This is a genomic window from Peribacillus sedimenti (assembly GCF_046237635.1).
Lineage (GTDB): Bacteria > Bacillota > Bacilli > Bacillales > DSM-1321 > Peribacillus > Peribacillus sedimenti.
In genome coordinates this window covers 4,951,104-4,971,769 of sequence record NZ_CP143547.1, presented here as the reverse complement: position 1 = coordinate 4,971,769, position 20,666 = coordinate 4,951,104, and the positions used below count along the sequence as shown (strand labels likewise).

General features: G+C 45.1%; 19 protein-coding genes and 2 riboswitches. Of the genes, 18 read left to right on the top strand and 1 reads right to left on the bottom strand.

Features of this window, described 5'->3' with window-relative positions; translation table 11 throughout:
* Positions 1-99: 99 nt before the first annotated feature.
* The 3 genes from V1500_RS24215 (at position 100) to V1500_RS24205 (ending at position 3,676) form a co-directional block, all read left to right on the top strand.
* Positions 100-1,287: a class I SAM-dependent methyltransferase gene (locus V1500_RS24215; protein ID WP_409303352.1), complete on the top strand. Its 1,188-nt coding sequence runs from the start codon at positions 100-102 to the stop codon at positions 1,285-1,287.
* A 121-nt stretch (positions 1,288-1,408) separates the two neighbouring features.
* Positions 1,409-1,538, top strand: a riboswitch (SAM riboswitch).
* 112 nt (positions 1,539-1,650) lie between these two features.
* Entirely contained in the window at positions 1,651-2,706 is a 1,056-nt protein-coding gene (locus V1500_RS24210; protein ID WP_409303350.1) for an LLM class flavin-dependent oxidoreductase, read from the top strand.
* Between the two features lie 25 nt (positions 2,707-2,731).
* Positions 2,732-3,676, top strand: coding sequence for a RimK family alpha-L-glutamate ligase (locus V1500_RS24205; RefSeq protein ID WP_409306109.1), 945 nt, complete (start codon positions 2,732-2,734; stop codon positions 3,674-3,676).
* Positions 3,677-4,080: 404 nt separating this feature from the next.
* Here V1500_RS24205 and V1500_RS24200 read toward each other — a convergent pair whose 3' ends face one another.
* Positions 4,081-5,634, bottom strand: a complete 1,554-nt coding sequence (locus V1500_RS24200; RefSeq protein WP_409303348.1) for an ABC-F family ATP-binding cassette domain-containing protein — start codon at positions 5,632-5,634, stop codon at positions 4,081-4,083.
* A 358-nt stretch (positions 5,635-5,992) separates the two neighbouring features.
* Here V1500_RS24200 and V1500_RS24195 point away from each other — a divergent pair, with 358 nt between their 5' ends.
* The 15 genes from V1500_RS24195 to ybaK all read left to right on the top strand — a co-directional run bounded on the left by V1500_RS24195 (position 5,993) and on the right by ybaK (position 20,519).
* Positions 5,993-8,182 (top strand): DNA topoisomerase III, encoded by a 2,190-nt coding sequence (locus tag V1500_RS24195; RefSeq protein WP_409303347.1) that lies wholly within the window; start codon positions 5,993-5,995, stop codon positions 8,180-8,182.
* 131 nt (positions 8,183-8,313) lie between these two features.
* Positions 8,314-8,919 (top strand): class I SAM-dependent methyltransferase, encoded by a 606-nt coding sequence (locus V1500_RS24190; protein ID WP_409303345.1) that lies wholly within the window; start codon positions 8,314-8,316, stop codon positions 8,917-8,919.
* A gap of 67 nt (positions 8,920-8,986) precedes the next feature.
* Positions 8,987-9,162, top strand: a riboswitch (cobalamin riboswitch).
* A gap of 184 nt (positions 9,163-9,346) precedes the next feature.
* On the top strand, positions 9,347-10,309 hold the full coding sequence (locus V1500_RS24185) for an ABC transporter substrate-binding protein (protein ID WP_409303343.1): 963 nt from the start codon (positions 9,347-9,349) through the stop codon (positions 10,307-10,309).
* Positions 10,272-11,330, top strand: coding sequence for a FecCD family ABC transporter permease (locus V1500_RS24180; protein WP_409303341.1), 1,059 nt, complete (start codon positions 10,272-10,274; stop codon positions 11,328-11,330). The genes V1500_RS24185 and V1500_RS24180 overlap by 38 nt, the downstream gene beginning before the upstream one ends.
* Before the next feature lie 5 nt (positions 11,331-11,335).
* A complete protein-coding gene (locus tag V1500_RS24175) occupies positions 11,336-12,802 on the top strand; it encodes an adenosylcobinamide amidohydrolase (protein WP_409306108.1) in 1,467 nt (488 codons plus the stop codon).
* Positions 12,799-13,755 (top strand): adenosylcobinamide-phosphate synthase CbiB, encoded by a 957-nt coding sequence (gene cbiB, locus V1500_RS24170; protein WP_409303339.1) that lies wholly within the window; start codon positions 12,799-12,801, stop codon positions 13,753-13,755. The genes V1500_RS24175 and cbiB overlap by 4 nt, the downstream gene beginning before the upstream one ends.
* Positions 13,742-14,818: a threonine-phosphate decarboxylase CobD gene (cobD, locus tag V1500_RS24165; RefSeq protein ID WP_409303338.1), complete on the top strand. Its 1,077-nt coding sequence runs from the start codon at positions 13,742-13,744 to the stop codon at positions 14,816-14,818. Before cbiB ends, cobD begins: the two co-directional genes overlap by 14 nt.
* Complete coding sequence (locus V1500_RS24160; RefSeq protein ID WP_409306107.1) at positions 14,803-15,387, top strand: bifunctional adenosylcobinamide kinase/adenosylcobinamide-phosphate guanylyltransferase; 585 nt, start codon at positions 14,803-14,805, stop codon at positions 15,385-15,387. Before cobD ends, V1500_RS24160 begins: the two co-directional genes overlap by 16 nt.
* Positions 15,384-16,895: a cobyric acid synthase gene (locus tag V1500_RS24155; RefSeq protein WP_409303336.1), complete on the top strand. Its 1,512-nt coding sequence runs from the start codon at positions 15,384-15,386 to the stop codon at positions 16,893-16,895. The genes V1500_RS24160 and V1500_RS24155 overlap by 4 nt, the downstream gene beginning before the upstream one ends.
* Positions 16,892-17,683 (top strand): adenosylcobinamide-GDP ribazoletransferase, encoded by a 792-nt coding sequence (cobS, locus tag V1500_RS24150; protein WP_409303334.1) that lies wholly within the window; start codon positions 16,892-16,894, stop codon positions 17,681-17,683. Before V1500_RS24155 ends, cobS begins: the two co-directional genes overlap by 4 nt.
* Complete coding sequence (locus tag V1500_RS24145; RefSeq protein WP_409303332.1) at positions 17,641-18,258, top strand: histidine phosphatase family protein; 618 nt, start codon at positions 17,641-17,643, stop codon at positions 18,256-18,258. The genes cobS and V1500_RS24145 overlap by 43 nt, the downstream gene beginning before the upstream one ends.
* Positions 18,210-18,668, top strand: coding sequence for a bifunctional adenosylcobinamide kinase/adenosylcobinamide-phosphate guanylyltransferase (locus V1500_RS24140; protein WP_409303330.1), 459 nt, complete (start codon positions 18,210-18,212; stop codon positions 18,666-18,668). Before V1500_RS24145 ends, V1500_RS24140 begins: the two co-directional genes overlap by 49 nt.
* Positions 18,665-19,255 (top strand): cob(I)yrinic acid a,c-diamide adenosyltransferase, encoded by a 591-nt coding sequence (locus V1500_RS24135; protein WP_409303328.1) that lies wholly within the window; start codon positions 18,665-18,667, stop codon positions 19,253-19,255. The genes V1500_RS24140 and V1500_RS24135 overlap by 4 nt, the downstream gene beginning before the upstream one ends.
* A gap of 51 nt (positions 19,256-19,306) precedes the next feature.
* The gene (locus V1500_RS24130) at positions 19,307-20,011 is read left to right on the top strand and encodes an ATP-binding protein (RefSeq protein ID WP_409303327.1); all 705 of its coding nucleotides are present in this window, start codon (positions 19,307-19,309) and stop codon (positions 20,009-20,011) included.
* A gap of 31 nt (positions 20,012-20,042) precedes the next feature.
* Positions 20,043-20,519, top strand: a complete 477-nt coding sequence (gene ybaK, locus V1500_RS24125) for a Cys-tRNA(Pro) deacylase (RefSeq protein ID WP_409303325.1) — start codon at positions 20,043-20,045, stop codon at positions 20,517-20,519.
* Positions 20,520-20,666: the final 147 nt, after the last annotated feature.

Here is a 20,666-nt window from a genome sequence, read left to right as displayed (position 1 = left end):
AGGTGCCCTCGGACCGCTGTATCATCAAGAATCGAAAATTTTCCACATAATTTATAAGTGCGCGGGTAAGTTGCGTACTTCAGTATTTGGAGGAACAACATGAATACATATAATTTGCATACCATCCTTATGCTGGGGCAAGCGCTTGAGGAAGCGAAGATACCTTATCAGTTCACCGACGAGGCGGCGTTATTCATACAAGGAGTCGAAGTAGCAGAGCTAGTCCGGTTGAGTGTTTCCGTTCAGTGGGACCTGTTCGACGACGCCTATACGTTGTTTGAGCCTTTTGCACCTGCACAGCGAGAAATTATGCCGGAGAGGGCCTTTTTTTTATTTTTTACAGAAGGCCTGGAGGTCGTTGTTTCCTGTGATTTCAATACTACAGTCAAAACAGATCCTTATAGGATTCCAGTAACTCATGGGGAGACGGTGCTTTGGTGCAGCTCAGTATATAGATATCTGTTCTCACCCCGGAACCAAGTTTATAATGCAGCAATCCACAATTTTCTTGCCAGACAGCATAGAGGAATCACTACACATAATGAGCAGGCCTGGAACCAGAATAATTATGCAGCTCTCCTGAAGCGCTTCGGGGAGCCAGCTGAAATAGCGGCCAAGATACAGCAAAATCCTAAATGGAGACTCCACCCGTTTTATAAATACATAGAAGAGGCAGAAGGGAAAAGAATCGTTCATTTAATGGGTTCAAATGGGGTCAAAGCAACTGCACTGGCACTTCTCGGGGCAAAAGTTACGGTCATCGACTTTTCCAGGGAAAACGAAGCTTATGCAAAGGACGTGGCATCACAGGCGGGGGTATCTATAGATTACATAGTTTCCGATATTCTTTCCCTTGGGGAGGAGTTTCTCTCAGGCAATTATGATATAGTCCTCATGGAGCTTGGGGTACTTCACTACTTGCTCGACTTATTTCCGCTAATGGAAATTGTCAAAAAGCTGCTGGCACCTGGCGGCAGATTTATTCTGCATGAATTCCATCCTGTTTCGACCAAGCTCATTACCTCTGCAGGCAAAAAACATAAGGTCACCGGTAATTACTTTGACCCCATGATTGAAGATCACACAGTAGCGTTCTCGAAACATCTGCCTGCTGAAGAACAGCAGGTGCTCACCCGCGTCCTGCAGCGAAAATGGACTATTGGTGAGCTCATTACCGCTGCAGGCCAATCGGGACTGATTATCAAATTCCTGGAGGAAGAGCCAAACCATAAACTGCATGATATCGGTCTTCCGAAAACGTATACATTGGTTGCAGAAAAACCGTGACGACGCAGGCAAAGAATCCATAAAAATAAAAGATTCTTAAAATATAATCTTTTCTGTTGATAAATCCCTGATTTTATATTAGGATTAATTCTGATAAAAGCAAAAAGCATATGAATATATTGTCTTATCTAGAGAGGTGGAGGGACTGGCCCGACGAAACCCGGCAACCGCTGCATGAATACGCATAGCCTGCGATTTTCATGACAGAAAGGTGCTAATTCCAGCAGAGCAGAGGCTCTGGCAGATAAGGTAGAAGCAAAACTTCTTCTTATCGAGGAAGTTTTTTTGTTTTTCCTGATTATTTGCGATTACAAGCTAGAAAAGGCCATATATTACAACTTGGCAGAAAGAGGGATTTGTAGTATGAAATTTGGTTTTTGGCTTCCTATATTTGGCGGATGGTTACGAAATGTAGAAGATGAGAATATGCCTCCGACCTTTGAATATGCAAAAAAAGTGATCCAGTCTGCTGAAAAATGGGGTTACGATACCACATTGATCGCAGAACTATACTTAAATGACATCAAGGGACCCGAACGTGATTCACTTGAGGCCTGGTCTACTGCTGCTGCTCTTGCGGCCGTAACAGAAAAGATTGAAATCATGACTGCAGTACGGCCTGGCTTCCATAACCCGGCGGTAACGGCAAAAATGGCAGCGAATATCGATCATATTTCAAACGGGCGCTTCACATTAAACGTGGTGTCAGCATGGTGGGAAGAAGAAGCGCGTCAATACAATGGAATTTTTACCGCGCATGATGAAAGATATGAACGTACAGAAGAGTTTATCGAGGTCTTAAAAGGCCTTTGGACGGAAGAGTCCTTCTCATATGAAGGAAAATATTATCAAATCCAGAATGCAAAACTTAGCCCTAAGCCGGTACAGCGGCCGAATCCAATCTTATATGCTGGCGGGGAAAGTCCACGCGGAAAGCAAACGATCGTCGAGACATGTGATTCTTACGTAATGCATGGCGGAACGGTTGAAGAGATTACTGAAAAAGTCAATGGCATGAAGGAACAGAGAGCGGCAGCAGGAAAAGATCCATTCGGTTCATTTGGCATGGCCGCCTATATCATTTGCCGGGATACAGAAGAAGAGGTACAGGCTGAATTGGCCCGGATCACGAATGTAAAAGAGTCTAGCGCCTATGCAGGCTATAATGACTTTGTCAGCAAATCACAGCTGGAACAGCAGGTCAAGCTGTATGATTACTCTGTATCCAATCGAGGATTGCGCCCTAATTTAATCGGAACACCGGAACAGATTGCGGAAAGGATCCTTGCTTACGAAGAGGCAGGTTTAGATTTATTGCTACTTCAATTCTCTCCACAGCTTGAAGAGATGGAACGTTTTGCGAAGAAGGTCATCCCGCTGGTGAACGCCAAGAGAAAAGAAGCACAGGTTCAATTATAATTCTTGTAGGATGGAGGCATAGATGATGAGCAAAATTTATATAATTCATGAAAACAGCGAATGGACAGTCCATTTAACAAGACGTTTGGAAGAGCTGGGATTGCCGTATGAAGAATGGCACCTGGATGAAGGGCTGGTTGACCTTACAGAAGCTCCTCCTGAAGGTGTATTTTACAGCAGGATGAGTGCGTCATCCCATACAAGGGGGCACCGGTTTGCTCCCGAGTTCACCGATAGCGTTCTAGCATGGCTAGAGCAGCATGGGAGAACGGTATTTAATGGAAGCAGGGCTCTGCGCCTTGAAGTAAGTAAGGTAAATCAATATACAGCTCTAACAAAGGCCGGGATTCGTACGCCAAAAACAATTGCGGCAGCGGGAGCAGAGAACATCATAAAAGCTGCAGAAAAAATCGGAACTGCCTCTTTCATCACGAAGCATAACCGCGCGGGCAAGGGTCTTGGCGTGCAGCTGTTCCACTCGATTGAAGGCCTTAAGCAATATGTATATGGACCGGATTTTGATGAGCCGGTTGACGGAATTACACTGATCCAGGAGTATATTAAAGCTCCGGAACCTTATATCACACGCTGTGAATTTGTCGGCGGTAAATTTGTTTATGCGGTGAAGGTTGACACTTCGGAAGGCTTCGAGCTTTGCCCTGCTGATGCCTGCCAGATTGGCGATTTATTCTGCCCTGTAGGTGAGGAAGTCGAAGAAAAGCCTAAGTTCCAGATCATCGATGGGTTTGATGAGCCAATCATCGAAAAATATGAGGCTTTCCTAAAGGAAAACAACATCACTGTAGCCGGAATTGAATTCATCCGCAGTGAAGAAGGCGATATCTATACGTATGATATCAATACAAATACTAACTATAACTCAGATGCTGAAAAGGCAGCAGGAAAATATGGCATGCTGGAATTAGCCAAGTTCCTGGGCGCACAGGTGAAAACTTTGGAAACAGTTTAATCATAAAGATGGCAATATCCCTGCTATTTGGGGGGATTGTTGTCCAGAGGGTTCGGAATGGTAACATTACGAACCCTCTTTGTCATTTCCCATGGTATTTTAGCAAAAAGAGCCCTGGATGCAACCTTTTAAACTTGTTTTATACCACTGCTGTTGCTTGCCATGTCCCATTGAATATATTTTCGTTAAAGACTTGATGACTCCTGGGTAGCATCAGATCGGAGGAGATTCCTAGAGGAGCGGAAGCGACGAGGAGGTTCCGCCCGCCCTAGAAGACGAAGCATTCTTTACTGCAATTAACAGGCCTCGATAACAGTCCAATAAAAAGACTGTAGGCAAACTCGATTTTCATCGCGTTTTTCTACAGTCTGAACCTGCAATTAGCGGGCGGTTCTATAGCTTTATCACTGCTTTTGGCTAGCCCATTCTTCAACATTCCACACTCTGGTTACCCAGTCCTCATAAAAATCAGGTTCATGGGACACAAGCAGGATGGTACCTTTATATTCCTTCATCGCTCGTTTAAGCTCTTCTTTAGCGACTACATCCAAGTGATTGGTCGGCTCGTCAAACACAAGCCAATTGCTTTCATTCAGCATGAGCTTGCACAAGCGCACCTTAGCTTGCTCTCCACCGCTTAGCTGGCTGAGCGGACGTGTGATATGTTCATTCTTTAATCCCACTTTTGCCAGAATTCCTCGAACCTGAGGCTGATCTAAATGAGGGAATGCGTTCCATACATCATCGATCGGGGTGATGCTGCCGGCCTTCACTTCCTGCTCATAGTAGGAGGGATAAAGGAAATCTCCCAAAATAGCAGTCCCGCCCAAAGATGGTATTTTCCCGAGGATGGTCTTTAATAATGTGGACTTACCCACGCCATTCATTCCGACAAGAGCAATCTTTTCCCCTCGTTCTATGGTCATCGTCAATTTAGGAAGCAACGGATGATCATATCCAATCTCTAAATCCTTGCCTTCAAAAACGTAGCGGCTGCTGGCCCGCGATTCCTTGAAGTCGAAAGTTGGCTTCATCGCCGTCTCAGGACGGTCAATGCGTTCAATACGGTCGAGCTGCTTCTGGCGGCTTTTTGCGCGGCCGCTTGTCGAGTAACGCGCCTTGTTTTTCGCAATGAAGTCCTCTTGCTTCTTGATGAACTCCTTTTGCTTCTCATAAGCGTTAATATGCTGATTTTTATTAATCTCGGCAAGCTCCAGGAATTTTTCGTAAGTGGCTGTGTATCTTGTCAGCTTGGAAAACTCCAGGTGGAAGATGACATCGACCACGCCATTCATAAATTCAGTATCGTGTGAGATTAGTAGAAAAGCGTGAGGATATTCCTTCAGGTAATTGCTCAGCCAGCGGATATGGTCCACGTCCAGATAGTTGGTAGGCTCGTCCAAAAGTAAAACCTCTGGCTGTTCCAATAGAAGCTTCGCCAGCAATACCTTTGTACGCTGTCCGCCGCTTAGTGCGGCAACATCACGATCAAGTCCAATTGCATCCAGTCCAAGTCCGCGTGCTGCTTCCTCTATTTTCATATCAAGATTATAGAAGCCTCCAGCTTCAAGCTTATCCTGAATCTCTCCCATTTGTTCAAGAAGCTCTTCCAACTCTTCAGGGCTGGCGGTTCCCATTTTATCGGTAACCTCATTTAAGGCTCTTTCCTGCTCAAACAATGGAAGAAAAGCATCCCTTAGTACATCGCGGATCGATTTTCCGCGTTCAAGAACAGTATGCTGGTCCAGATAGCCATACTCGACACCAGGTGTCCATTCAACCCTGCCTCCATCATGGATCAGCTGTCCAGTGATAATATTCATCATGGTAGATTTACCGACTCCATTGGCGCCAACAAGGCCAACATGCTCGCCTGCCATAAGGCGGAAGGAGACATCCTTAAAAAGGGTGCGGTCCCCAAAGCTATGGGTTAATTTATCTATAGAAAGTAAGCTCATAAAATTGAACCTCCATTAAAATTTGAAAAAACATCTATCTTCCATCATACTAAAATCTGGCTGTGAATGCTATCCCAGCAGAATATGATTCAGCTATAAAAATGCTGGCAATACTTAAACAGCATCACAGATTTCTTTGGAAATAAAAAAACATACCCGGGCCTCTCACATCGCTCCAACCAGGGAAGTTATGAGATAATAGACAGGATGATCCGGTATTTGGTGACATTTTAAACTGGATTGCGCTCGCAGGCATAGGGTTTGCCATATCATTCAGTGATTAATAAAAGAATACAGATATATTAGGGGCATAAAGGGCTGCTCCTTACCATGGGAACTAGATAGAAAGGATGTTAACATGAGCAAAACAGTCGTACTCGCTGAAAAACCTTCAGTGGGCCGAGATATAGCAAAAGTGCTGAATTGTAATAAAAAAGGGAATGGATTTTTTGAAGGGGATAAATATATTGTAACTTGGGCCTTGGGACATCTGGTCACTCATGCAGATCCAGAGGCGTATGATGAAAAATACAAGGCGTGGAAGCTGGAAGATTTACCAATGCTCCCGGCTGAATTGAAGTTAGTAGTTATTAAACAAACTGGCAAACAGTTTCAAATCGTAAAAACCCAATTGAATCGCGGTGACGTAAAGGAAATTGTAATTGCAACGGATGCTGGACGCGAGGGAGAACTTGTAGCCAGGTGGACCATTGAGAAGGCACGTGTAAAGAAGCCTATCAAGCGTCTGTGGATTTCTTCCGTTACCGACAGAGCGATTAAGGAAGGCTTCAGGAAATTAAGAGATGGAAAAGAATATGAAAATTTATATGCTTCTGCAGTAGCCAGGGCTGAGGCTGACTGGATTGTTGGGATGAATGCTACTCGGGCACTTACCACAAAATATAACGCCCAATTGTCGAGCGGACGTGTTCAAACACCGACACTGGCGATGATAGCAGCCCGTGAAGAGGAAATCAAAAACTTCACACCCAAGGCTTATTATGGTGTAACAGCGTCTGCCGATAAACTTCGTTTAGTTTGGCAGGATGGACAATCAAAGGAAACCCGTATCTTTGACAAGGCCAGGGCCGACCATATACTTGCTTCGCTGCGCGGCAAAAACGCCGAAGTGGTTGACATTAACAAATCACATAAAAAAAGCTTTGCGCCTCAGTTGTACGATTTAACAGAGCTGCAAAGAGAAGCAAACAAGAGATATGGCTACTCTGCGAAAGAAACCCTATCCATCATGCAGGGCCTGTATGAAAGACACAAGGCGTTAACGTATCCTCGTACCGATTCGCGTTATTTGTCATCAGACATAGTCGACACGTTGAAGGAAAGGCTGCAGGCTGTCAGTGTAAAGCCATACGCCATGTTTGCTGCAAAAATTTTACGCAGCCCAATCAGAGCAAATAAATCATTTGTAGATGACAGCAAGGTATCTGACCACCATGCAATCATACCAACGGAACTAACTCCAATCATGAGCAAGTTAAGCGATAAGGAAAGTAAAATTTACGATTTGGTTGTAAAGAGATTCCTGGCCGTACTTATGCCTCCTTTTGAATACGAACAGACTACAGTCCGTACAAAAATTGGAGACGAATCTTTTGCGGCCAAGGGCAAGGTGATTATAAAGGCTGGCTGGAAGGAAGTCTACGACCAACAGGTAGAGGAAGATGAATCAGGAGATGGCTTGTCAGAACAGGTTTTGCCCTCCCTTAACAAAGGAGATACTCTGAATATAACAAATATTGTACAGACAAAGGGAGAGACGAAGCCTCCTGAACCTTTCAACGAAGCAACTTTGCTTTCGGCAATGGAGAATCCCGCCCGGTTTATGGCAGGCGAGAGCAAGGATTTAATAAAGACTATTGGAGAAACCGGGGGTATTGGAACTGTTGCAACCCGGGCTGACATAATCGAAAAATTGTTTAACACCTTCCTTGTTGAGAGGAAAGGCAAGGGACTTTATATTACCTCAAAAGGAAAGCAGCTTCTGGAACTAGCTCCTGAGGAACTGCGGTCGCCTGCCCTAACTGCGCAATGGGAACAAAAATTGACCGCCATCGCAAAGGGAAAGCTGTCAAAGCAGGTATTCTTAAGCGAGATGAGGAGATTTGCCAAAGAGATTGTCAGCGATATTAAAGGCAGCAGCATGAAATTTAAGCATGATAATATTACCGGCAGCAAGTGCCCGGAATGCGGCAAGCTGCTGCTTGAAGTAAATGGGAAAAGGGGCAAGATGCTCGTTTGCCAGGATCGGGAATGCGGCTATAGGAAGGGCATTTCAAAAGCAACCAACGCCAGATGCCCGCAGTGCCACAAGAAGCTGGAGCTGCGAGGGGAAGGAGAGGGGCAAATTTTTGTCTGCAAGTGCGGACACCGCGAAAAGCTCTCCTCTTTCCAGCAAAGGCGCGGCAAGGATAAACAACAAAAAGCGTCTAAACAAGATATCAATAAGTTTCTAAAAAAGCAAAATAATGATGAACCGATAAATACCGCTCTTGCTGATGCACTAGCTAAGCTTAAGCTCGATCAATAACAGGGAATGGGGCCAAGCCCCATTCTTGTTTTTTCTGTGATCAATGCAGATATCATGCCGCGGCAGGCTAGGGGTAACCTTCACAGCGATCAAAGGTATTTACGGAAGCTTAATGGGGAGGGACTGGACGGATGGCCAGACACTTTGCAACGGTATATGATTACATAATGAATCCCTTCGAAACCTTGATTGTAGGGAGGATGCGCAGGCAATTGCTTAAACAGGCCAAAGGGGAAGTACTGGAAATTGGCTCGGGAACAGGTATAAATTTTCCATTATATGACCCAAATGCAGTTGCCAGCATCACTGCTATTGAACCGAACCCTTTCATGATCGAGAAGTCAAAGGACAGGATTAAGCAAGATAGGGTCACCATTCCTATCAGCATCTTGCAAGCGAAAGCTGAAAGGCTGCCTTTTAAGGATAACTCCTTTGATTGTGCGGTGATCACCCTTGTACTTTGCTCTGTCATAGATGCTGAACAAGTTTTAAGGGAGATTCAGAGAGTTTGCAAGCCTGGAGGAAATATATTATTCGTCGAGCATGTACAGCCTGCGAATCCAATTCTGCGTGTTATTGCAAAAATGGCCACTCCTTTGTGGAAGAGAATTTGTGATGGCTGCCATCTAAATAGGGAAACCGTAAAGAGCATACAGGAGAACGGACTGGACATAAGTGAATTTTCCCAACATGCGATGGGCATTTTTGTGAGACTTACCGGGGTCAATCGAAAATAGAAGGACATGAAGTTATAGATATAGTATTTTTTTGGTAATAGTGTATAATCAACAATAGCAAAACAATTTCATACATTGCGAAACGGGTGTCTTTTACAAGACTTAATAGGGAAGTTGGTGAAAAACCAACGCGGTCCCGCCACTGTAAATGGGAGTAAGCGGCAAATACCACTGTAGGCTACGGGAAGGTGCTGTTTACGATGAACATGAGCCAGGAGACCTGCCTGTATTCGTGCACCGGTAAAACCTACGAGGATGGGGAGGTGTGTGGCAGGCTCTGCTTTGCATCATTACGACCAAGCCATACTAAATCTCCAATGTTCATTGGAGATTTTTTTGTTTTGTAAAAACACCATGTCGTATTGGTTTTGCTCTGATCTTTGTTTGAGATTTTTTAGCTGCATTAGAGATACAGGAGGATCTGCGAATGAGAAAATGGCATTCATTACTTTTCATGCTTTTATTAGCTGTCGGTGTTTTGGCCGGCTGCGGAGATGCGGATAAAGAAAACGCACAAAACGAAAAATCGAGCCAATCTGAAAATCAGAAGGAGGAACAGGCTGATTTTCCTGTCACAATCAAAGATGGTTTGGGCGATGAGGTTACGATAGATAACAAGCCTGAAAAAATTGTTTCATTGATTCCGAGCAATACAGAAACTGCTTTTAGTTTAGGATTGGACAAAGAAATCGTCGGAGTTACTGATTTCGATAATTATCCGGAAGCAGCGACCAAGAAGGAAAAAATCGGCGGCATGGAATTCAACGTTGAAAAAATCATCTCTTTAGAGCCAGACGTAGTGCTTGCTCATGCCTCTGGTTCCCACAATTCCAAGGATGGGCTGCAGCAGCTGAGGGATGCTGGCATAAAAGTGGTTGTTGTTAATGACGCAACCAGCTTCCAGCAAGTATATGATTCTATTAACATGATTGGTACCGCTACAGGCAAAAAAGCTGAAGCACAGAAAATCGTCGATGACATGAAGGCGAAAGTGGAAGAGATCAAGGAAAAGGCAGCTGGGATCACTGAGAAGAAAACCGTCTTTATAGAAGTGTCACCAGCTCCTGAAATCTATACAACCGGTAAAAGTACATTTATGGATGAAATGCTTCAAATGATCAATGCAAACAACGCAGCTGGTGATCAGGAAGGCTGGGTCAAAATGGATCAGGAAGCGATCATTCAATCCAACCCGGATGTCATTATCACCACTACTCCGGATACCGCTGCACAAATCATGGGGCGCAAAGGCTGGAATGATATAAAGGCGGTAAAAGACAAACAGGTATTTGAAGTCAACACAGATATAGTAAGCCGTTCAGGCCCAAGATTGGCCGAAGGGGTAGAGGAATTTGCAAAAGCTGTATATCCTGAAACATTTACAAAATAATAAGATAGCTGCCTTTATCATTGCTGCCGCCTTCCTGGCAGCGGCGATGACGGCTGGCATTTCAATCGGGACAGTTTCTGTTCCGGTTTCTTATATCGCCCAGATTATTGGTGGGAAGCTTTTTCATGTGCCAATAGGGACCGATATTGATCCAATGTTTACGAATATTGTCATGAATATCCGCCTTCCGCGGGTGCTTCTGGCAGGATTGATTGGCGCATCACTGGCGATTGCGGGAGCCGCTTTCCAGGGCTTGCTGAGAAATCCCCTTGCAGACCCATATACGCTCGGTGTTTCATCTGGAGCTTCAGTCGGTGCAGTTGTCACCATTTTTTTTCATATTTCTCTTCCTTATATTGGATTATTTACATTGCCTTTAATGAGTATTGTCTTTTCGTTTATAACGATTTTCATCGTTTTGTCTTTTTCCAGAAAAATTGACAGTGCAATGAGGGTAGAAACAATTATTTTGACAGGAATCATATTCAGTTCCTTTTTGGGTGCCTTCATTTCTCTCATGATCGCTCTGACGGGGGACGAACTCAGGCAAATCATTGGCTGGCTTTTAGGCAGTGTTTCAATGAGAGGATGGGACTACGTAGCTATTTTGCTTCCCTTTTTCTTGGCGGGTTCGGCCCTGCTCCTTATTAATGCCAGGGAACTGAATGCCATGTCATTCGGTGAAGAGCAAGCGCATCATCTCGGCGTCAATGTACAGAAACGAAAAATGCTCATTATGGTAGCAGCTTCAATTCTGACAGGCGCGGCAGTATCAGTTTCTGGAGCAATTGGGTTCGTGGGGCTGGTAATCCCGCATCTTGTGAGAGTTATCTGGGGTCCTGACCATAAATATCTGCTGCCCCTGTCAATTTTAACGGGTGCCGGATTCTTGATTTTGGCTGATTTAGTTTCGAGAGTAATCATATCACCCACAGAACTGCCGATCGGTGTCATTACTGCGCTTATAGGAGCACCGTTTTTCGCTGGGATTCTAGTAAACAGGCGAGGTGGACGAAGATGAAAGAAATGCTGAAAGTGGAGGGGCTTAGCGGAGGATATAACGGGGTTGCGATTGTAAATGAAATTTCGTTTGCGGTGAATAAGGGGGAGTTCTTCGGCGTACTGGGACCGAACGGCAGCGGTAAAACTACCATGCTTAAAATGTTGAGTGCCGTCATGCCCCATCTTCGTGGCGAGATTTTCATCAAGGAGAAAAGCCTTGTGGATTATTCGCCGAAGGAACTTGCGAGAATCATGGCCGTCCTTCCGCAGCATTCGAGTCAAACATTCTCTTATACTGTTAAAGAGACTGTTTCATTAGGCAGGTATCCCTATCGAAACGGATGGCTTCATAGCTGGAGCCAAGAGGATGAATCAGCCGTTTCCGAGGCAATGGCTCATACAGGGGTAGAATCCTATAAGGATCATTATTTGCTCGAGCTGTCGGGGGGAGAAAGGCAAAGAGTGTACCTTGCGCAGGCGCTGGCACAGCAGCCGGAAATCTTATTGCTGGATGAACCCACAAATCATCTTGACCTAGCCTTTCAGAAGGACCTGCTGGACCTGATCAGGGCATCGACGTTTACAAGTAACTTAACGGTGATCTCCATTTTTCATGATTTGAATGTAGCATCCTTGTATTGTGACCGGCTGCTTTTGCTGGAGCGGGGCAGAATCAACCGGATCGGGACGCCGCAGGAGGTGATCCAGGAAAAAAGAATCGGCGAAGTCTATAGCACAAGTGTGGTTCGGCATTTGCACCCTTATATTGCAAAACCCCAAATGGCTCTCCTTCCTGAATTCAGTGGGCACCTGGAAGAAGGATTCAGGATTGATGATAGTTTATTATCTGTAAACGACGAATACATCCATTTAAGCTCTCCTTATCCATTAAAAACGTTAAGCAGTGGTGTAACCGGGCCAGGTACTGGGTGGCATAAACAGTTTGTGAACCGCCACGTTGATAAAAGCTATGACTGCAGTGACCATCTACAGGAAATGGCTGACTATTTACGGAATAGGGGATTTGAACCGGAGGAAACGGTTGGGATGATGACGGCAGTTTCATTAAAGGATGTGGCTTTCCGTTCTTATCAGGAGGGGGATTTATCTATACTTATAGTGGTAACGGCGGGTGTGGGTAACGCCATTGACGTATCAAACCATAGCAGAGAAATTCTGAGCCCTTCGCCCGGTACTATAAACACATGGATCTTTGTCAATGGATGCTTATCGGACACGGCTTTTATACAGGCTGTTGTTACGGCTACAGAGGCAAAGGTGAAAGCTCTGATGGATTATGGGGTAAAGGACAAGCAAACCGGGACTCCCGCTACCGGTACGTCCACGGACAGCATTCTTATAGCCGCATCTCAAAAGGGTGAGACCGTCCAATATGCGGGGACCATCACTCCCTTGGGAATCTTGATCAGCAGGGGAATATACGAATGCACCATACAAAGTATAAAAAACTATGGGAGTAGTGACAAATGATCTTTCTCTGCCATATAGCAGCGGTCACGTTGGCTTTTTTGCTGGATTTATGGATTGGTGACCCTAAAAATTTGCCCCATCCTGTCAGGTGGATGGGGCGGATGATTGCATTTCTTGAAAAGCGTTGGAACCAAGGAGTGCTGAAGAAGCAGAAGGGACTATTCATGGTCATTACGGTCTTATTGCTTTTTACGTCGGTTACCGGTCTCACCGTTTATTTAGCTTATTCCATCCATTTAGCTGCAGGGGTGATCTGGGAGGCGGCAATCATCTCCACAGCCATTGCCCAGAAGAGCTTGAAGGAAGCGGCGATGGATGTATATTTCCCGCTTAAGGCACAAAATCTGAACGACGCCAGAATAAAACTGTCTTATATTGTCGGACGTGATACCGATCAATTGGAGGAGACGGAGATTGTGCGTGGAACTGTGGAAACAGTTGCTGAGAATACAAGCGATGGCATAACCGCGCCTTTATTCTGGGCGGCTGCAGGCGGTGCGGTATTGGCTGTAGCCTATCGGGTGATTAACACCTGTGATTCAATGGTCGGCTATCGAAATGATAGATTCGAAGAATTCGGCTGGGCATCAGCAAAGCTTGATGACATAGCCAATTACATCCCGAGCAGAATAACCGCATTCTTGATGCTGGCAAGCTCGAAATCTTATATACATAATAGGAAAACTTGTTTGCATATAACCCTGCGGGATGCAAAAAAACACCCAAGCCCTAATAGTGGATGGGGTGAAGCGGCTGCTGCAGCGCTTTTGGGCGTCGAGTTGGGCGGAGTGAATTATTACAAAGGAAAAGAATCCGACCGTGCGAGAATGGGTATTCCCGCAACACCTCTTGAACCGAATCATATCCTTCAATCCATATCTATTATGCACAGATCCTCTGTCTGTTTTATTCTTTTGATTTGGCTGGGAGGTCTGCTCATTGCAATTGCCTAATCATGGGGCGAATCCCCGATACTTATACGATTCTATGAATCTATGTATGCCAGACAACATCTTTGATTTCAGTGCCAATATAAATCCGCTTGGTCCACCATCCAGGCTTCTTGAGATGTGGAAAGATTCCTTTCAGCTTGTAATGCACTATCCTGATACATATGCAAAGACATTAATACAGGCTATCTCCCGTGCGGAGGGACTGCCCCATGAATGCATCATAGCCGGAAATGGGGCTGCTGAATTAATTACCCTTGTGGCACGCCTGTTGGCCGGAAAAAAGGTAGTGATCATAGCCCCCTGTTTTTCCGAATATGAGCAGGCCTGCAAGGCTTCCGGCTGCGATATATCGATTTATACCCTGGAAGAACGATTATGGAAATTGGACCCAGCCAGCATGATTCCGGTAATCGAACAAGCTGACGCTATTTTTATATGTACCCCAAATAATCCGACAGGTTTATCTTTTGAGCAAGATGCTATGGAACACCTGATTAAAATATGCCATACAAGCAATTGTCTCCTGGTAGTGGATGAAGCATTCTATGATTTTGCCAGCGATTGTATTACATACGCAAGCTATATAAAAGAATATGAAAATCTCATCATCCTTCGTTCATTGACAAAAATGTATGCGATTCCAGGACTTCGTCTTGGATTCCTATTGGCGGCCCCTGAGATGGTGGTTAGTATTCGGGCGATTCAGCCTCATTGGAGTGTGAATAATCTGGCCCTCCTTGCTGGAGAGATCTGTTTGGCCGATGAGGAGCATACTGTTCACACAAGGAGTTATATAGCGGGGGAAAGAGCGCGGTTGTTTGCCTTTTTTAAGGCCCTCGGGCTTGAAGTTTCGCCCAGTACAGTAAATTTTTATCTGTTAAAAGCAGCTGAGCCGGATGGTTCAATCCAGGTGCTGTCATTTTTATTGAAGCGTGGGATCGTACCCCGCCATACCTTTAATTTTCACGGATTGGATGGAAGATGGCTCAGATTTGCTATAAAAGAACAGCGTGAGAATGACAGGCTGATGGAGGTGTTAAATCATTGGTGGAATCTTCGCTGATCTTTATAACCGGAGGAGCAAGGAGCGGAAAAAGTTCTTTTGCAGAAAATTTGGGCATACAGCTGGCTCAGCCTAAGCATAAAAAACTGTATTATGTAGCGTGCGGCCTTCCGGTTGACAGGGAAATGGAAGTACGTATCAAAAGGCACAAGCTGGAAAGGCAAAACGGCAGCATGGGTTGGGAAAATCTCGAAGTTCCCGCTTCTATTGAAAATGCCCTTGCGTTTATGGAACCAGGCGGAATAGTCCTGGTTGACTGTTTAACGACACTATTGACCAATGAAATGTTTCCTGCAACAGGTTCATTCGATGAATGGATGGATCCTTCTTTTACAAGCCAGGTCAAAACCAGTATATTGAACGGAATCCTCAGCATCCAAGGCCAGGCCGCAGCAACTATTCTGGTAAGCAATGAAGTGCTGCAGGGAATGCCTTCAATTAAGCAGGAAATGCTGTCTGTTTATTCCCGCACACTTGGACAGCTTCATCAATGTCTTGTAGAAAAAGCAGACCGGGCCTATCTTATGGAAAATGGGATTCCGATGCTTATGAAGGGGAGAGAGACGTGAAAGGAATAATGATACAGGGCACATCATCAGATGCCGGGAAAAGTTTTCTTGCCACTATTTTCTGCCGGCTGCTCTCGAAAGAAGGCGTCAAGGTAGCGCCCTTTAAATCACAGAATATGTCTAACAATTCCTATGTAACACGGGATGGATTTGAAATTGGCAGGGCTCAGGGCATACAGGCAGAAGCAGCCAACACGGAAGCCTCGCCATACATGAACCCCATATTATTGAAGCCTACATCCCAGCAAAGCTCGGAGGTCATCCTCTTTGGCAGGCCGTTGGCAACTCTATCCGGAATGGCCTACCGGGAAACCTTTTATGAAAAGGGGTTGGATGCAATCCAAATGGCACTCGGCAAGCTTAGGGAAACCTATCAGGCAGTAGTGATTGAAGGTGCAGGATCGCCCGTGGAAATCAATCTAAAGAAAAGGGAACTTGTCAATATGAAGGTAGCAGAGCTTGCTGACGTGCCAGTCCTTCTGGTTTCCGATATAGAACGGGGCGGCGTATTTGCCAGCATTGTCGGAACGCTAGAATTAATGGATCCGTTGGAGAGAGCCCGGGTAAAAGGTTTATTGATTAATAAATTCAGGGGAGATATCCGTCTTTTTGAGGATGGGGTGGCCTGGCTTGAGAAAAGGACGGGCCTTCCCGTTCTTGGTGTAATCCCTTTTATGGAATCACATATGATTGAAGCCGAGGATTCCTTGTCCTTGAACGGAAGGTTTATGTCCCAGCCGGGAAAAGCATTGGATATTGCAATAATAAAACTGCCCTATATTTCCAACTACACCGATTTTGAGCCTTTGCTGTTCGAGGATGATGTATCGGTACGATGGGTCGACAGTGGGGACTCATTGGACAATCCAGATTGTGTAATCATCCCTGGCACCAAAAGTACAATTCATGACCTGAGGCAGTTAAAGCAACTGGGTCTGGATTATGCTATCCGGAATTACTATCATAACGGCGGAAGAATCCTGGGGGTTTGCGGCGGATATCAAATGCTTTGTGCAGAGCTGGTGGACGAGCATGGAACGGATACTGGTCTTCCAGGTTCCGTGGAAGACGGGCTCTCCCTCATCCCTGCGAGGACGATGTTTTCCCGTGAAAAAACAACTGTCCGTACAAAAGGCGAGTTTCATAATACAAATGACAGGGAGCCAATCCCCGTTCAGGGCTATGAAATACATTTAGGCTACTCGGAATGGAAGGATGAGCCGTCAGGAAAGGCATTCCTTCGGCTGGAGGGTGGCAATGCAGAAGGATATTACTCTGAGAATGGAAGATTAATAGGTACATATATTCATCATTTGTTCCATAACGATGAATGGAGAACCTTTTGGCTGAATCAATTGCGCAGGAAAAAACAACTCCCCGAGCAGCAGGCCGTCAGCAGCGGAGACAAACGGTCAACTCGATTCGATTCCGTCGCGGAAGAGATTCGTCCGCATCTTCAATGGGAAAAGATCAAGACGATCATGGAAGAATGGAGTCCCAAAACATGAGTATATGGATTGGCCTCCTGATTAACATCCAATTTTTTACAATTATACCGATTAGCAAGCAGCTGCCGATGGACTCTTTATATGTAACCAGAGCCATACAGACCTTTCCCCTGCTGGGCCTCATGCAGGGAGCGATCTATTCCGCAACATTATATGGGCTGCAGGAGTGGATGCCATTTACAGTGTTGGCATCAGCATTCGGTGTTTGGCTTATGACCATCATAATAACGGGAGGACTGCATCTGGATGGGTGGATGGATACAAGTGATGCATTCTTTTCGTATAGAGATATTAACAAACGGCTGGAAATCATGGAAGATCCCCGGACAGGGGCTTTTGCGGTTCTATCCTTGATTGTCCTGCTTAACAGCCGGTTCTTTTTTATTTATGAGATTGCTATGCATCTCACCGGCCAATCTTTAGCCTTAATGGCTGCTATCCCTGTTATAAGCAGAGCAGTGATGGGGTGCATGCTGGTTAAGTTTCCGCTGGCTAAAGGTAGTGGCCTCGCTTACTTTTTCCAATCAGGAGCTCAAAAAAATAGCCTGTCCATATATATGTTGTATTTACTAATTTCTGTTTTTGCAGCAGGAATGATAAGTTTGTCGACACTTTATTTGTTCCTTATATTACTTGGAGTATCACTTTGTGCCCTGATGTTTCTAAAATATAAAACGGCTACATGGTTTGGAGGGATTACCGGGGACGTACTGGGTGCTTCTGTTGAGGGGGTAGAGTTGCTTTTATGGATGACACTGTGGTTATTTCATTATTTCGCCATGGGATGACGGATGCCAACAGGAAAAAAGTATATCTTGGCTGGACGGACTCTCCTTTAGTGGAAGCATACGACCCGTGGAATCCTGGGGAAAAGAGTTTTAAGGGGCTGGTTTTCTCAAGTGATCTAAGAAGGTGTACCGAAACGGCATCGATGTTGTTCCCCCGGCAAATGGTGTCCTGTCTCCAGGAAATCCGGGAAATGAATTTTGGCTCATGGGAGGGATTAACATACAAGGATCTTAAGAATCAGGCTGAATACATAAAATGGCTGGAAGATCCCTTTACCTGCTGCCCTCCAAAAGGTGAAACATTTTCTGAGTTTTCGGAGAGGGTCGAGCGGGGCTGGTCTCGCATTTCAGAAGCTTTGCATATGGCTGGACAAAAAAACGCTGCCATTGTAACACATGGAGGGGTAGTCCGGTATTTTTTGTGGAGATATGCTAATGAACAGAAGCCTTTTTGGGAGTGGGCGGTCCCTCATGGCGGAGGCTGGCAAATGACGTTTATCCTTGAAGATTACAGGAGGGGATGCAGATGCACTTCGTTACAGGAGGTGCCTATAATGGCAAGGCAAGATGGGTAAAGTCATATTATAAAGAGCAAGGATTTGAACCGAATATATGGATATCTGCCTATCAAGGGGATGACTTGCGGTTATTCAGCATGAGTGAACCGGCAAATTTAGCAGTGATAGAAGGAATGGAGCTATATATTAAGGAATTATCTAAAGGCAAGGAATTGGACGAGTGCAGAAAGCAGTGGAAGGATACCCTTATGTCCTGGGCAAAATGGGAGTTAAGCTCAGAAGATCATAGGCTGGTGCTGATCGGTACCGATATATCCAAAGGTATAGTGCCTCTCGAGCGTGAGCATAGAGTATGGCGAGACCTGACAGGATGGGTATTTCAAGACGCAGCATCTATATGCCATAGGGTTGACCTCATTTGGTATGGAATTAATAAAACGCTAAAAAATAGGAGGGATTTTTTATGAGAATTTATACGCGTACAGGTGATAAAGGACAGACCAGTATAATCGGGGGCAGAGTCGATAAGGATGATATTCGGGTAGAAGCATACGGGACTGTGGACGAAGTCAACTGCTTTGTGGGGCAGGCTATGACTGAACTGGATATAAAACTCTTTAAGGATGTGCTGGATGATCTTGAAAAAATCCAGCATGAACTCTTTGATTGCGGAGGCGACCTTGCATCCGTCTCAACAAAAAGGGAGTTGAAGCTCCGGCAGGATTCCATTGACTATTTGGAGACAAGGATCGATGAATTTATTAAAGAAGCGCCAAAGCTCGAGAAGTTCATTTTGCCTGGGGGCACTAAAGCTGCAGCAACGATACATATCGCAAGGACAGTCACCAGGCGTGCTGAGAGACTGGTCGTCACCCTATCAAAAACAGAAGATAAATTTCCTCCTCTGGCTCTACAATATTTAAACAGATTATCGGATTATTTTTTCGCACTTGCCCGTGTCATTAATTTCCGATTAGGTGTGAAAGATATAGAATATGCCAGAAGTGCCAATGTTTTTAGAGAAGGAAAAAGAAAAGAGGACCTGGGCAGGTGACGGTGATTTCCTGCATATGGACCAGGGGATGAGAATGAGGGAGCAGGTAAAATGCGTGATCCGTTAATGATACCCTACAAGGGCGAGATTCTTGTAGTAGCTACTGATAACAGCGGCGGGATTGGTATGAAGGAGCAGGACAATGTCCATGTGCCTTACAAGATTGTAGGCTATTTCGGATTTCGGGTTGCAGTTATGGAATGTATAGCTGCCAGGGCCCATCCTTTTTCCGTTATTTTGCATAACTTCTGTGGAGAAGAACACTGGAATGCGTTGGTAGAAGGTATCCAACAGGGCATGATGGAACTTGGCCTGGATATTCCGATTAGCGGAAGCACTGAGACCAATATGAATATGGTCCAATCAGCAGTTGGCTTAAATGTTCTGGGCATGGCGGAAAAGAATACGGAGAGAAGTTTTCAGGAAGATTGTCTGGCTGTGATCGGCATTCCGTTAGTTGGTGATGAGGTACTGTATAATAGGGAGTATGTAGCGCCGTTATCATTGTTTAGTTGGTTCAGCAAACAAAGTGACGTTACAATCCTGCCAGTCGGCTCAAAAGGGATTTTTCACGAGATAAAGAATCTCTTTCCGGAGGCAAAGGCGGAACAAATGGCCACAAATGTGGATCTATATGCATCGGCAGGTCCCGCTACTTGTTTTCTAATCTCTTATCCCAAAGTCATGGAATCAGATATCATAGAAAATGCCGGGCAGCACTTCCACAAGATTCGGCAGAAACACTCCCAGGGTTAAATGCAATTTATAAGGAAAAAAGGAGAAACGTATGGCTGGCGGAAAAACAAATGCAGTGAGAATACTTGATTCAAAGAAGATAGATTATTCAATGATAACTTATGATAATAAGGATGGAAGGATTGATGGAGTTTCCGTCGCAGATAAAATTGGAAGGCCTCCGGAAGCCGTATTCAAGACTCTCGTTGCAAACGGGGCGCCAGGGAAGCTTTATGTCTTCGTAATTCCTGTGGAGGGGGAGCTTGATTTAAAAAAGGCGGCAAGGGCAGCGGGAGAAAAGAAAGTAGAAATGCTCCCGGTTAAGGAGCTCCAAAAATGGACGGGATATATACGAGGCGGCTGCTCTCCAATTGGAATGAAAAAGCTTTATCCAACTTATATCAGTGAACAGGCAAATAACCTGGAGCGTATGATTGTCAGTGGCGGTAAAATCGGATTGCAGATTGAGCTTGCACCTTCCAGCCTTTTGGAGGTAACAGGAGCCAGTACAGCAGACTTACTGAAATGATAGTATTGAAAGCCCTTCTCTTGAAGGGCTTTTGTATATTCACAATTGGTTTGCTCCCTGTACAAGATAATGGGCAATCACCTATAAGCCCACCGCAGCATATTGTAACAATATAAAGCGGTACTTCTTACATGGAATGGGAGTGTG